This is a genomic window from Cytobacillus firmus DS1, from assembly GCF_000565285.1.
Lineage (GTDB): Bacteria > Bacillota > Bacilli > Bacillales > Cytobacillaceae > Cytobacillus > Cytobacillus firmus_A.
Window position 1 is genome coordinate 227188 of the sequence record NZ_APVL01000008.1, and the last position, 12835, is coordinate 240022.

At 41.2% G+C, this 12835-nt stretch carries 14 protein-coding genes and 1 other RNA gene; 9 read left to right on the forward strand and 6 right to left on the reverse strand.

What is annotated here, in order from left to right; translation table 11 throughout:
• Nucleotides 1-251 precede the first annotated feature (251 nt).
• The 7 genes from PBF_RS12830 (at nucleotide 252) to PBF_RS12850 (ending at nucleotide 6202) form a co-directional block, all read left to right on the forward strand.
• Complete coding sequence (locus PBF_RS12830) at nucleotides 252-629, forward strand: CotD family spore coat protein (protein WP_035330216.1); 378 nt, start codon at nucleotides 252-254, stop codon at nucleotides 627-629.
• Nucleotides 630-708: 79 nt separating this feature from the next.
• The gene (locus tag PBF_RS12835) at nucleotides 709-1278 is read left to right on the forward strand and encodes a DUF1273 domain-containing protein (RefSeq protein ID WP_035330217.1); all 570 of its coding nucleotides are present in this window, start codon (nucleotides 709-711) and stop codon (nucleotides 1276-1278) included.
• Between the two features lie 80 nt (nucleotides 1279-1358).
• The gene (gpsB, locus tag PBF_RS12840) at nucleotides 1359-1658 is read left to right on the forward strand and encodes a cell division regulator GpsB (RefSeq protein WP_035330218.1); all 300 of its coding nucleotides are present in this window, start codon (nucleotides 1359-1361) and stop codon (nucleotides 1656-1658) included.
• 81 nt (nucleotides 1659-1739) lie between these two features.
• Nucleotides 1740-2128, forward strand: an RNA gene (rnpB, locus tag PBF_RS25190) — RNase P RNA component class B.
• 197 nt (nucleotides 2129-2325) lie between these two features.
• The gene (locus PBF_RS12845) at nucleotides 2326-3465 is read left to right on the forward strand and encodes a THUMP domain-containing class I SAM-dependent RNA methyltransferase (protein WP_035330219.1); all 1140 of its coding nucleotides are present in this window, start codon (nucleotides 2326-2328) and stop codon (nucleotides 3463-3465) included.
• Nucleotides 3466-3640: 175 nt separating this feature from the next.
• A complete protein-coding gene (locus PBF_RS26490; RefSeq protein ID WP_200870041.1) occupies nucleotides 3641-3808 on the forward strand; it encodes a hypothetical protein in 168 nt (55 codons plus the stop codon).
• 468 nt (nucleotides 3809-4276) lie between these two features.
• Nucleotides 4277-6202, forward strand: a complete 1926-nt coding sequence (locus PBF_RS12850; protein ID WP_035330220.1) for an ATP-dependent DNA helicase — start codon at nucleotides 4277-4279, stop codon at nucleotides 6200-6202.
• 382 nt (nucleotides 6203-6584) lie between these two features.
• Here the strand turns inward: PBF_RS12850 and PBF_RS12855 are convergent, their stop codons facing one another.
• From PBF_RS12855 to PBF_RS12875, 6 genes are all read right to left on the reverse strand, one after another.
• Nucleotides 6585-6884 carry a metal-sulfur cluster assembly factor gene (locus PBF_RS12855; RefSeq protein WP_035330221.1) on the reverse strand — a complete coding sequence of 100 codons (300 nt, stop codon included), beginning with the start codon at nucleotides 6882-6884 and terminating at the stop codon, nucleotides 6585-6587.
• A gap of 11 nt (nucleotides 6885-6895) precedes the next feature.
• The gene (locus PBF_RS12860) at nucleotides 6896-8146 is read right to left on the reverse strand and encodes a hypothetical protein (protein ID WP_235192251.1); all 1251 of its coding nucleotides are present in this window, start codon (nucleotides 8144-8146) and stop codon (nucleotides 6896-6898) included.
• A 4-nt stretch (nucleotides 8147-8150) separates the two neighbouring features.
• Entirely contained in the window at nucleotides 8151-8357 is a 207-nt protein-coding gene (locus PBF_RS12865) for a DUF2249 domain-containing protein (RefSeq protein WP_035330223.1), read from the reverse strand.
• A complete protein-coding gene (locus PBF_RS12870) occupies nucleotides 8354-8596 on the reverse strand; it encodes a DUF2249 domain-containing protein (RefSeq protein WP_035330224.1) in 243 nt (80 codons plus the stop codon). Before PBF_RS12870 ends, PBF_RS12865 begins: the two co-directional genes overlap by 4 nt.
• A 192-nt stretch (nucleotides 8597-8788) precedes the next feature.
• Nucleotides 8789-8929: a hypothetical protein gene (locus PBF_RS26495; RefSeq protein WP_200870042.1), complete on the reverse strand. Its 141-nt coding sequence runs from the start codon at nucleotides 8927-8929 to the stop codon at nucleotides 8789-8791.
• 2 nt (nucleotides 8930-8931) lie between these two features.
• Nucleotides 8932-10092 carry an MFS transporter gene (locus tag PBF_RS12875; protein ID WP_035330225.1) on the reverse strand — a complete coding sequence of 387 codons (1161 nt, stop codon included), beginning with the start codon at nucleotides 10090-10092 and terminating at the stop codon, nucleotides 8932-8934.
• A 169-nt stretch (nucleotides 10093-10261) separates the two neighbouring features.
• Here PBF_RS12875 and PBF_RS12880 point away from each other — a divergent pair, with 169 nt between their 5' ends.
• A complete protein-coding gene (locus tag PBF_RS12880) occupies nucleotides 10262-11773 on the forward strand; it encodes a carboxypeptidase M32 (protein WP_035330226.1) in 1512 nt (503 codons plus the stop codon).
• 65 nt (nucleotides 11774-11838) lie between these two features.
• Nucleotides 11839-12759, forward strand: coding sequence for a DMT family transporter (locus PBF_RS12885; protein WP_035330227.1), 921 nt, complete (start codon nucleotides 11839-11841; stop codon nucleotides 12757-12759).
• Nucleotides 12760-12835 lie beyond the last annotated feature (76 nt).

Consider the following 12835-nt stretch of genomic DNA (forward strand, 5'->3'; position numbering starts at 1 on the left):
AAAATTATAACTTGTGTGGTACTTTTTTAGGAATTTTATATAGCGAGGCTGGTAAATAATGTATAAAGCAATCTTATTTTTATTCTTCCTTGTAATTTTCACTACTGCAATCGTTTTCTCCAATTTAAAAGACAGTTTCTACAGTATGCTCTAAGGCCAGTACCTATAAAATAGGTGTTTTCATTAGTACAAGATTGCTCTTTCTTACATAGGTTGTTAATGTAAAAACAATTTCGAAAGGGGATCTTTACATGTATTGCAGACCAAGACCTTCGCAGGTGATGCCTGCTGTTGTCCATCCGACAAAATGCTGTGTAACTCATTCGTTCCAGAACATTGTGGTTCCGCACATTCATCCTACACATCATACTCATGTAAACCACATTAACTATGAGAATCAGCACTCTTACCCGCAAACGCAGTCAAATGTTAACCAGGTGACACAATCGAATGTGAATATGGGACCAAGACCTGGCGTGGCAGGTGCATATAGCCCAGGAATGGGTCCAGGAATGGGAATGGGCCCTGGCATGGGGATGGGTCCAGGATATGGCGGACCTGGAACTGGCGTAGCTGGAGCATCAACCGGTATGGGTCCAAAACAAGGGCCAAGTTTTTCCGGCAGATAATAAACAAGGGCTTTATGCCCTTGTTTTATTTATATAAATGGCAGCTTTCTCAGCCATATTTCTTTAAGGAGTTTTGCAATTGACAAAAGTAGCAGTTATTTCAGGGTACAAGCCTTTTGAAGTAGGGATATTTAAAAACGATGAACCAGCTGTCAGCTACATCAAAACCGCAATCAGAAAAAGCCTGCTTTCTTTGCTGGATGACGGACTTGAGTGGGTAATCATCAGCGGGCAGCTTGGTGCAGAACTCTGGGCAGCTGAAGTTGTTTATGATCTTCAGCTAGAAGGTTACGAATCCCTGAAGCTTGCAGTCATTACTCCCTTTTTAGAGCAGGAAGGTTCCTGGAAGGATGTCAACAAAGAATGGTATGAATCTATATTGGCTCAGGCAGATTTTGTTGAGTCAGTAACAAAAAAACCTTATGAAAGCCCGCAGCAATTCAGATTAAAAAATCATTTTTTGGTCAGTAAAAGTGATGTGCTGCTTCTATTCTATGATATGGAAAAAGAGGGAAGCCCTAAGTATCTGTATGAAACCGCCAAAAAATATCAGGAAGAAAATGAATATGAAATTAGACTAATCACCTTTTATGATTTACAATTGATTGTAGAAGAAGAACAATTCTCTCAGAGAGATACATTTGAATAATGCTCAGATAAATTGACAAATGTACATATCTCTGGAAAAATAGTATTAATTATGATTGCCGATATACTGAGGTGAGTGTCATGCTATCCGATAAAATTAAATTAACTGCAAAAGATATTTTGGAAAAAGAATTTAAGACAGCCATGAGAGGCTACAAGCCTGAAGATGTCGATAAGTTTTTAGATTTGGTCATTAAAGATTACGAAGCATTCCATCAGGAAATTGAAGATCTTCAGCTGGAAAATGTGAAGCTGAAAAAACAGGTTGAGGAAGCTTCACGAAGACCGGCAGCACAAACTGCAGGAACAACCAATTTTGACATCCTAAAAAGATTATCAAATCTTGAAAAACACGTTTTTGGCAGTAAATTGTATGATTGACAGGATTTATCGGACTTTCCAGTTTAAAACCATTGCTATTCCATCACAGATTACATATAATATTCTTTGTGATCATTAATAGCGTTCAGGTAATCGCTGCAATATATCTTATATTGTAGAGGAAAGTCCATGCTCGCACAGGCTGAGATGCCTGTAGTGTTCGTGCCTAGCGAATTCATAAGCTAGGGCAGTCGGAGCTGGCTCCGGCTGACGGCAGGGAAAATGCCTAAGTCCTTCGGGATATGGCATGAATACCTTGAAAGTGCCACAGTGACGTAGTCTTTTCAGAAATGAAAAGGGTGGAACGAGGTAAACCCCGCGAGCGAGAAACCCAAATGATGGTAGGGGCACTTTCCCTGAGGAAATGAACAACGGGAAGGACAGGCTGATGCCTGTAGATAGATGATTACCACCTGAGTACGAGACATTTGTCGCTTGCAGTACTACGGTACAAAACATGGCTTACAGAACGTTATTAGTGAGACAGTATGAGTGTTATTAATTCAAGCTCTCCTTTATGGGAGAGCTTTTTTACTTTGCTGCAGGCTGGTATATAATAAAGATAACTAACGCATTCATTGCGGGTAATCATGTAAACAGATATACTTTATGTGTTGATCCAGTTAGATATACATAGTAGAAATAAGAATTAGGTTAGGGTGAAAATATGTCTAAATACGATTTAATCGCCACTACGGCCATGGGCCTTGAGGCACTCGCTGCCAAAGAAGTGCGCGATCTGGGATATGAATGTGAAGTTGAAAATGGCCGAATAACGTTTAAAGGCGATGAAGCTGCAATCGTCCGGTCTAATTTATGGCTGAGAACAGCAGATCGGGTTCGCATAAAAGTGGGAGAATTCAAAGCAACAAGCTTTGATGAGCTTTTTGAAAAAACCAAAGCGCTGCCCTGGGAAAGGTATATGCCTGAAAACGCCGAATTCCCAGTATCAGGGAAGTCTGTGAAGTCAAAGCTTTTTTCTGTTTCCGATTGTCAGGCGATTGTCAAGAAAGCAATCGTGGAACGCATGCAAACAAAGTATAATAAGACAGGCTGGCTTGAAGAAAATGGGCCCTTATTTAAAATAGAAGTCGCTCTCCATAAGGATGTAGCCCTTCTGACCATCGATGCCAGCGGTAGCGGCCTCCATAAACGGGGATATCGTGCAGGGCAGGGGGAAGCTCCACTGAAGGAAACACTTGCAGCTGCATTGGTTATGCTGACAAATTGGAACCCTGATAAGCCTTTTGCTGATCCCTTCTGCGGATCCGGCACTATCCCGATAGAAGCAGCATTAATTGGCCAGAATATTGCACCCGGTTTCAATCGTGAATTCATTTCGGAAGGGTGGTCCTGGATTCCTGAAAAAGTCTGGGAAGATGCAAGGGATGAAGCTGAAGACCTGGCAAACTATGATCAGCCACTCGATATAACAGGTGCTGACATTGATCACAGGATGGTTAAGATAGCCGAAGAAAATGCTTTCGAAGCTGGATTGGGTGATCTGATCAACTTTAAACAAATGCAAGTGCGTGATTTTACGACTCCTAAGGAATATGGTGTTATTGTCGGGAATCCTCCATATGGGGAACGCCTTGGCGAGAAGGCTGCGGTACAGCGGATGTATGCTGAAATGGGAAGTGCATTTGTTCCTCTTGACACGTGGTCCATTTATATCCTGACTTCAGACGAGGAATTTGAAACCCACTATGGAAAAAAAGCAACTAAAAAACGAAAGCTATTCAATGGTTTTATTCGTACAGATTATTATCAGTACTGGGGCAAAAGACCGCCTAGAAATAATTAGCAGCAAAAGCATAAAACCTCCTGAAACTGTATAGAATATATTTATCTGATTCTTTTTTTTCATCACATCAGAATCTATATTCTACTTCGAGAGCTGTCTAGCTCCAGCGCCTACCCCCTCTAGGGGATTGTCGGGGGTGGGCAAGGCGCTTGCGCTTTTCTAAGGAGGGGTGGCAATGAAACATTCCAGCATTGATTTTTATAAAATTTCCCAGGCGCTGAATGGAACACTTGAAGCTATACATGGAGACGGTGATCCATCAGCAGAGGCACTGGAGAGTATTAGAAACGCACAGGACGAACTTCAGCAGGCATTGTCATTTTCTATGTCACGTGTAAACTAATCATTCACAATGAGCAGGGGGCTGCCTAAAAGCACCCCTGTTTTTTTTGATAAGGCTGTTTTCTCAAGGTTTGTAGTTTTTTATATTATTTACTGAGTTGATTGGAGAGCGGAAGGTGCGAGATCCTCGAAAAGCATTCGCATTTTCTTCGTGAGGTGTTTACTCCAGGAAGCTTATTCAAAGTCCTGCGGGAGTGGCGGGACAGGTGAGACCCCGCAGACGCGCAGCGTCGAGGATGCTCACCGCCCGCCCCGCTGTTGGTTGAGCATCCTGGAGCGGAAGTCAACGACAACATTGATAGGCGAAAACAACAGGTTTGGCGCTATATCTTGACAGTTACTGTATTTGAGATAAAATTATATGATGTTCATTTGATTATTAACAGCTGATATATGAAATATTGATAGAACTGAATTCAGGAGCGTCTGGTTTATAGGCGCTTTAACTTTTTAATTACGGAGGGGTAGCATGTCGAACCGAATGCCTTTTGCCGTATCCAAGAGCGAATCTTTTTATGAAAAGCTAAGTGAGTGGATCGGAGATGTTTTTTACGATATATTGCCTGATGCAGGATTTGAAATTCGGGATGAGCAAATATTTATGGCCTTTCAGCTGGAGAAAGCATTTAAAGACAAAAGTGTTATATTTGCTGAGGCAGGTGTAGGGACTGGGAAAACGATTGTTTATCTTTTATATGCAATCAGTTATGCAAGGTACATAAATAAACCTGCTATTATCGCCTGTGCGGATGAGACTTTAATCGAGCAGCTTGTGAAAAAAGAAGGTGATATTGCCAAGCTGGAGAAAGCATTAGGGTTAAATATTGATGTCAGACTGGCAAAATCGCGTGATCAGTATTTATGCCTAAACAAGCTGGACAAGCTCGTAGCAAATGATGTTCATGATCACTATAATCGAATTTTTGATGATCTTCCGGATTTTGTTCAAACAGGCTCATCCATGCAAAAGTTTGAAAGATATGGTGACCGGAAAGATTACCCTGAATTGCCGGATGAGTATTGGAAAAATGTCTCGTGGGATTCAATCCAGGACTGTTTCACTTGTGATAAGCGGCACCGCTGCGGTCAAACTCTCCATAGGGAATTTTACCGCAGCGCAAAAGACTTGATCATTTGTTCACACGATTTTTACATGGAGCATATCTGGACCAGGGAATCGAGAAAACGGGAAGGGCAGCTGCCTTTGCTTCCTGAAAGCTCATGTGTGGTTTTTGATGAAGGCCATTTGCTGGAATATGCTTCTCAAAAGGCTTTGACATATCGTTTTTCCGAGCAGATTCTGGAATCTATCTTAACAAGGCTCATGGCGAATGATGTACGTGAAAAAACGTTAAATATCATTGAAGATGCTATTTACCAGAATGAGCATTTCTTTCTGAAACTGTCCATGTCTGCTTCGGGTGACACTGGTTCTGACAAGAAAACGATTGAAAAAACTGCAGATGTAATGAAAGAAGGACGTAAACTGCAGGACTTGATCAATACACTTGAGGAAGAATTAGTATTTGAAAGCGAAATGTACGTCATCAATGAATATGACTTAAAAATTGTTGAAGAATATCTTGAGCAAATCTCATATTCACTTTCATTGTTCCTTAAGGATTTAAAAGGAATTACCTGGTTTGAAGAGAATGACGGGGAAAGAACCCTGGTTATCATGCCTAGAATGGTAGAGGATATTATGCGGGAAGAAGTATTTTCCCAGAAGAAGCCGTTTGTATTCTCCTCAGCAACATTGTCTGAGAATAAATCCTTTGATTATATGGCAAAAAGCCTGGGAGTAGATGATTATCTATCCTTTACCGTAGATTCCCCGTTCGACTATGAAGAAAATATGGTCATTCGCATGCCGGAATTTGCAGAGGGATCAGGCACAGCGAAAATGGAATACATTCTCGAACAAGTTAAGGCAACAGAAGGACGTGCTTTAGTATTATTCAACAGTTCTTCTGAGCTGGCAGAATTCAAAGCCTTTGTTTCAGGGAAAATAAGTGTGCCGGTCTTTTTTGAAGGGGATGCAGAGATCAGCAGCCTCGTATCGAATTTCCAGAATGATGAACATTCAGTCCTCTGCTCTGTTCATTTATGGGAAGGTCTTGATATACCGGGCAGATCCCTGGAGAATGTGCTTATTTATGGTCTCCCATTCCCTCCGCACGATCCGGTCTTTACGGCCAAAAGGGAAGGCTCGGCCGATCCTTTCAAAGAGGTTGATCTGCCATATATGATTCTGCGGTTAAGGCAGGGGATTGGAAGATTAATTAGAACACATGAAGACAAAGGGACCGTTCATATTCTGATGAATAAAAATGAAAATCCTGAAGTGCGCGAAATGATAAAAAAGGTTCTGCCTGCAGAGCCTGTAACAAGCTGAACTAAGGCAGTGCCCAAGCGGGCGCTGCCTTCCTTTTAAAAGATAAGAAAGTATATAATTTTTGAATGTCGATAACTGTCTAGTGCAAGCAGCCTACCCCCTCGAGGTCACAAGCTTGTCTAGTAGCGGCTTCTAGGGACTCGGGGTCATAAGCCGTTTCCTTTCAGAAGGAAAAACGCCTTCTTACAGGAACCGTCTTATGCCTGTCGTCCCTGGGCAGTCGCCTCCACATTTACTACAATCCTCCAAAAAGGCAAAGAAAGCCTTTCCGGGAGGCTCGTCTTGTGCTTGAGGCCCCCAGGATGGGGGTCATGCAGACGTTGCCACAGGACGTGGCGCTTTTAGTCTGCGTTCCTTCGTGGGCAAGGCGCTTCCGCTTTTCTTAACCTCTCAACAGCTGATTTGCTTCGGGTGTCATGCGAGCAGGAGTCCAGGCAGGCTCCCAGACAAGGTTAACCTCTACATCTGAAAATAGCTCCAGATCTTCAATGCAATATTTAACTCCACTGACTATACTGTCATGCAGCGGGCATCCCGGTGTTGTAAGAGTCATGGTAATAACTGCCTTGCCGCCACCGGGAAAATTAATATCATAAATAAGGCCCAAATCAACCACGTTTATATTCAATTCAGGATCCATAACTCTTTTTAGATTGCTGAGAACCACTTCTTTTCGATTCATGTTAATTCCCCCTATTGTTTTAATACAGTAATAATCAAATAACAGAAAACAATGCTGGCTCCAGCCGTTACAATCTGGCCGGATAGGAACAGGGCGGGCTGTTCACATACGATGGAGACTGTCACACTGAGTATACCGAGAATGAAAGCTGAAAGAACCGGAATGGATGCCTTGTCATTCATCATATCTTTGAGAGAAGGTACACTCCGTTTGCCGATCTCTTTGCTGTATTTCCAGGTCCACCATAAGAATGGCACGATTTTAAATAGATAACCGAGAATGCTCAAAGCTACCCAAAGCATGAGGTATGCAAATACGAGATATCCAACTGTATTTTGAAAGCTTCCAATTAGAGAGCTTATGAATGCTCCCAGGTGGATTGTCAGTCCTGCAGGTATGGCGAGAAGAGCAAATCGGAATGAATAATCGAGCTTTTTCTTTACTCTTTTCTGCAGGATTTGCAGCATGTGGCAGGTGAAGAATGCAAATCCGCAAGACAGGATCATTAATGCAATAGTTAAAAGCGAATTATTCCCGGTGAAAAAAGAAATAACTGCCGCTGCCAGCCCTGCTGCATAAACCATAAACACATATTTGGCAGGCTTCATGCTGTAGCCATGGGACAATGAAAACATGGGAACCATTTTATAGGAAAATCCAAAAATCAGAAGTGTAAACCAGCCTGCCGTTCCAAGCAGTATGTGGCTTTTAAAGACTGCTTGATAATGGCCGGAAATAAATCCGGTTTTCATGCTGAAGACCATAAGGATTCCCAATAGAATTGCAGATAACAGGCTAATCAGTGCAGTTCCTACGAAAAGAGTCAGTACATTGGGCTTTGCCTGCTGCCTTAAAGTCATGTACATTTGCAGCAGAAACATTAAGATGCCTGTTAAAGTAATGAGCCCGGGCAGCATTGCACCCGCCGGATTATGAAATAAACTGTGAGCAAAATATAATATTCCAAAGGCGGTTACAGTAAATTGTATAAATCCAAATCTTTCATTCCAAATAGGGGTAAGAAAGGCCACCGGAACGAGCTGATACATGGCTCCCATTGCTGTCATCAGCGCCCAGCCCAATATAAACAAATGAGCCGCTGACCAAATGGCGGGGATACGAAATTGACTGTTAATTATGGATTCCCCCTGAAAAAGAATGAGCGCCATAGATCCTATTAAGCAGAGTAAGCTGAAAAGAATAAATGAAAAAGGAAGTTTGATATTGGTCTCATTTTTTGTATTGGCCAGCAACGGGATCACCTGCTTATTTTTTAATTTCTATTAAAAAGCTTCCGTCTTCCTGTTCGGCAGTTACATATCTGCAGCCCATTTCGTCCAGCTGTTCATAAAGAAACATGGGCCGTCTGTCATTTATAATTGATAATGTTTCTCCCTCTGGCAGATCTTCAAGAGCCGCGAGTGTTCTCATCATCGGCTGAGGCGGTTCCAGCCCCCGGTTATCCAGCTTCATTTTGACGCACCTCTCTTAGTAAAGGTCACTTTCCAATGCTTCTTTTCAATTTCTTCAGCTTTATATTCAAACCCTTTAGCCTTTAATACCCCAAAAAGAGGGATGGGCTTAAACGGGGCATGAAGGATAAAAACATCATCGATATCAAGTTCAGCAATCGTCGACATGATTTTTTGAAACGGCTCCAATTTATTTTTTAAATCCTCTCTTACATCAAGTTCAATAACTTTGTTTTCCATTCTAATCTCTCTCCTTCAATCGGCTGATGGATTAAAATAATTGTCAATAACTGAAAATCACCTGCCAGTGAGAATTGTTATTAATTACTTTAAGTTTAACAGCGTGAGCTTTTCAAATAAGTGACATATATCATATTGCGAAGAACAATTTTAAAATTTACAACTCAAATGAACAAAAAAATCCGCAGATGCTTACTCTGCGGATTCTTTCTGTTCTTCCATACATTCAAAACAGATGGTTTCATTTTTTTCATTATGGACTCCGTTGAAGAATCCATCAAGACAGTAAAGGTCTTTCCCGCAAACAGCGCAGATGCCTACTAATTCTTTCATTTTCAGTCACTCCCGCTTTTTAATATTTGAGGGCTTCTCTTTTTAAAGTATATCGACATGCCGCATACCGTTAACAATAAAATGGCTGAGGCGATTATAAAACCTGTATCGAATGTTACTCCTAAGAAACCTAATATGGTGGAACCGGCTACCACGCCTAATGAAAAAAAGGCATAGAAGAGGCCAAATGCCTTACCTCTTGTTTTTTCAGTTGTATGATTGGCAATAAGGGCATTAATGGATGGGAATAGAAGAGCAAACCCGGTGCCGTAAAGAACCATGCAAAAAAACATGAAACCAAGAGAAGATGCTGAACTTAGCAGGATTAATGCAATTCCAATGATCAGCATTCCGGTAAGCATGCTATTGTGATGTTTATACTTATCAAAGATTTTATTAATGGGCAGCAGAAAAATAAGAATTGCAGTTATTCCAAAAGTGCTTAATAAAATCCCGCTGAACATCGCATCAATTTGCAGAGCTTTTACCTGAAGAGGAAGAAGGTAGGCAAGTGTCCCTTGAGCAAACATGAGAGAAAAGGCTCCTAAATAGCTTGCTGTGAGCATAGGATTCTTAAGTAATGGAAGCATTTTCTCATGGGAGCTCTCTTTTTTTACATTTTTCAGAGTTCCTGCCGGCAGAAACAGAAAGGCGAGGACTGCGCTGCTGATCATGGTTGCCGCTATAATTAAAAAGACCCAGTTTATAGTGTAATTGGAAGCAATCACTGCCCCAAAAGCGGGCCCTATAATGGCTGAACAGCCGACAGCAGCGCCTGAAACAGCCATTTTTCTGCCTTGTTTTTCTGAATTTCCGAGGTTTGAAATGACTGTAAAAGCCGCAGGGACCAGGAAGCCTCCAAATAACCCGTGAAAAAATCTTACTGAAATTAAATGCAGGGGTGATTCAGCAAATGTATACAGTACTAATATAATTCCAGTTAAGGTTAGGCCGGACACCAGAACCCTTTTTGCTCCGCTTTTATCGATCCAATAACCGGCTAAAATATTGCCTATCATATTCGAGAAGGAATACATCCCAACAATCATCCCCGCAAATGCGGGTGATGGATTATATGTCATCGCAAACGGGCTCATTATAGGAAGCTGTGAAAATGTATCAATAAATGCTGCAATAACGATAAAGTAAATCAAATATTTCATTCTATCTCACTTTCCGGTTAGTTCACTTTTTCACCATTATAACTCTTTGGCAGCCAGGTGAAAAAGAAAAACAGCCAATGGAACAAGAATAAGAAAAAGATTATAGAAACTGCCTTTTCAGAAAAATATGATAAAATGATACTGTAATAGATATAAAGGGGGAAAAATTGTGGCAGAATCACTTAAACAGACAGAACAGCAATTCCTTGATTATGTCAAAAAAATGACAGCCTATAATGAAGCCATCGGGCTGATGTATTGGGATATGAGGACAGGCGCGCCCAAGCAGGGGATGGAACAGCGCTCCGAAGTGATTGGAATGATCTCTTCAGAAGTTTTCAGAATGTCCACTTCTGAGGAAATGGCAGCATACATAGCTAAACTTTCCGGCCGGGAAAATCTTTCTGAAATAACTTTGAAAACACTGGGAGAATGTAAAAAGGATTATGACCGGAACAAAAAAATTCCTGCAGAGGAATATACTGAATATGTCATCCTGCAATCCAAGGCTGAAAGTATTTGGGAAGATGCAAAGGCAAGCTCAGATTTTGAAATGTTCCAGCCTTATTTGGAAAAGCTTGTTGAAATGAATAAAAGATTCATTTCTTATTGGGGATATGAAGGAAACAAATATAATACTCTGCTGGATATGTACGAACCTGGTGTCACTGTTGAAACGCTTGATCAGGTGTTCGGGAAGCTGAGGGAAAAAATTGTTCCGCTTGTTCAGCAAATTTCTGAATCACAAAATAAACCGGAAACCAGCTTTTTATTTAAACATTTTTCCAAGGACAAACAGCGGGATTTCAGTCTTAAAGTTCTTGATCAAATGGGCTATAACTTTAAAGCAGGACGTCTCGATGAAACCGTTCATCCTTTTGCAACAGGTTTAAATCCCGGTGATGTCCGAGTGACCACTAAATATGATGAAACTGATTTCCGGACAGCTGTTTTTGGAACGATTCATGAAGGCGGGCATGCGCTTTATGAACAAAATATTTCTTCTGACCTGGTAGGAACTCCGCTATGCTCTGGAACATCCATGGGAATTCATGAATCACAGTCATTATTTTATGAAAACTTTGTCGGAAGACATCTTTCTTTCTGGAAAAAGAATTATGACCTCCTTAAAGAATATGCAAGCGGTCAATTTGATGATGTGTCAATAGGTGCTTTTTATCGTGCCATTAATGAATCAAGGCCTTCTTTAATCCGTATTGAAGCAGACGAATTAACATATCCGCTTCATATCATCATCCGTTATGAAATTGAAAAAGGCTTGTTTAACGATGAAATTGAAGTTAAAGACCTTCCAGCAATCTGGAATGAAAAATATGAACAATACTTGGGAGTAAAGCCTGAAAATAACGGAGAAGGCGTTCTGCAGGATGTTCACTGGGCAGGGGGAAGCTTCGGTTATTTCCCTTCATATGCTTTGGGATACATGTATGCAGCGCAGCTGAAAAACAGCATGTTAAAGGACTTGCCAAATTATGATGAATTGCTTGAAGAGGGTAATTTACTGCCAATCAAAGAATGGTTCACTAAGAATGTGCACCAGTTCGGCAAAATGAAAAAACCGCTTGAAATCTTAAATGATGTAACCGGAGAAGGCCTGAATGCCCAGCATTTAATTGATTATCTGTATGATAAGTACGGCAAGGTGTATGAGCTGAAATAAGTGTTTAATCATAATTTTTGTAAGAGGGTGGTCTCAGCCATCCTCTTACTTCATGGAGAGACATAATGAAGAAACTACTTCCATTTCTAATGATTGCGTTAGGAGCAAGTCTATGGGGCATTATTGCTGTATTTGTTAAAGGGCTCGGGGGATATGGATTCTCAGCTATGGAAATCGTGGCTGTAAGAGTGTTTTTTGCGGCCATCTTTCTCGTTCTAATCGGGATAATGCGTTTCCGGAACTGTTTTAAACTGGAATCTGCCACTGACATCCGGTTTTTTGCTGGAACCGGGATATTGAGCATCGTCTTTTTTAATTATTGTTATTTCACAGCAATGAACCAGATCAGCATTTCATTGGCAGTCGTTCTGCTTTACACCGCTCCTGCATTTGTGACTGTATTATCCTATCTGTTTTTAAAGGAAGGGATAAATCTAAGAAAAATTGCAGCTGTGGCAGGCACCATTGTGGGCTGCATATTAGTTGCCGGATTATCAGCAGGCAGCAGTGATATTACACTGCTTGGAATTTTGACGGGATTAGGTGCCGGGTTCGGGTATGCGCTTTATACCATCTTCGGGAAATTTGCGTTAAGAAAGTATCATCCTTTGACAGTTACGCTTTATACGTTCCTGGTTGCTTCGGTATTTCTGATCCCGGTAACAAAGCTATGGACAAAAGCTTCAGTTTTTTTGAACGCTGAAGTTTTGTTTCTTAGTATTGGTTTAGGGTTTGTGCCTACGGTTCTCGCCTATTTTGTTTACACATGGGGACTGGAAAAAACAGATGGAAGCAAGGCAGCTGTGATCGCTACAGTGGAACCAGTCGTGGCCATGCTTTTAGGAGTGACACTTTACGGAGAAAATCTTGATGCAATCCAGATTGCCGGTGCTTTGCTGATACTCAGTTCGGTTATTATTGTGAATTTGCCTGCAAGAAAGAAAAATGCGGGAATGGCGGCTGACTCCAGCAGGCTTGAACACTAAAACACTCCGATCCAACTGGAACGGAGTGTTTTTTTAAAAAGATAAGAAAGTATAAAATTTTGAACGTCGATAACTG

Bases quoted from the DNA above. Each gene is read 5' to 3' on its own strand.
- PBF_RS12845 (WP_035330219.1), top strand. From the start codon at position 2,326: ATGTCTAAATACGATTTAATCGCCACTACGGCCATGGGCCTTGAGGCA.
- PBF_RS12850 (WP_035330220.1), top strand. From the start codon at position 4,277: ATGTCGAACCGAATGCCTTTTGCCGTATCCAAGAGCGAATCTTTTTAT.
- PBF_RS26490 (WP_200870041.1), top strand. From the start codon at position 3,641: ATGAAACATTCCAGCATTGATTTTTATAAAATTTCCCAGGCGCTGAAT.
- PBF_RS12855 (WP_035330221.1), bottom strand. From the start codon at position 6,884: ATGAATCGAAAAGAAGTGGTTCTCAGCAATCTAAAAAGAGTTATGGAT.
- PBF_RS26495 (WP_200870042.1), bottom strand. From the start codon at position 8,929: ATGAAAGAATTAGTAGGCATCTGCGCTGTTTGCGGGAAAGACCTTTAC.
- PBF_RS12870 (WP_035330224.1), bottom strand. From the start codon at position 8,596: ATGGAAAACAAAGTTATTGAACTTGATGTAAGAGAGGATTTAAAAAAT.
- PBF_RS12865 (WP_035330223.1), bottom strand. From the start codon at position 8,357: ATGAAGCTGGATAACCGGGGGCTGGAACCGCCTCAGCCGATGATGAGA.
- gpsB (WP_035330218.1), top strand. From the start codon at position 1,359: ATGCTATCCGATAAAATTAAATTAACTGCAAAAGATATTTTGGAAAAA.
- PBF_RS12830 (WP_035330216.1), top strand. From the start codon at position 252: ATGTATTGCAGACCAAGACCTTCGCAGGTGATGCCTGCTGTTGTCCAT.
- PBF_RS12885 (WP_035330227.1), top strand. From the start codon at position 11,839: ATGAAGAAACTACTTCCATTTCTAATGATTGCGTTAGGAGCAAGTCTA.
- PBF_RS12875 (WP_035330225.1), bottom strand. From the start codon at position 10,092: ATGAAATATTTGATTTACTTTATCGTTATTGCAGCATTTATTGATACA.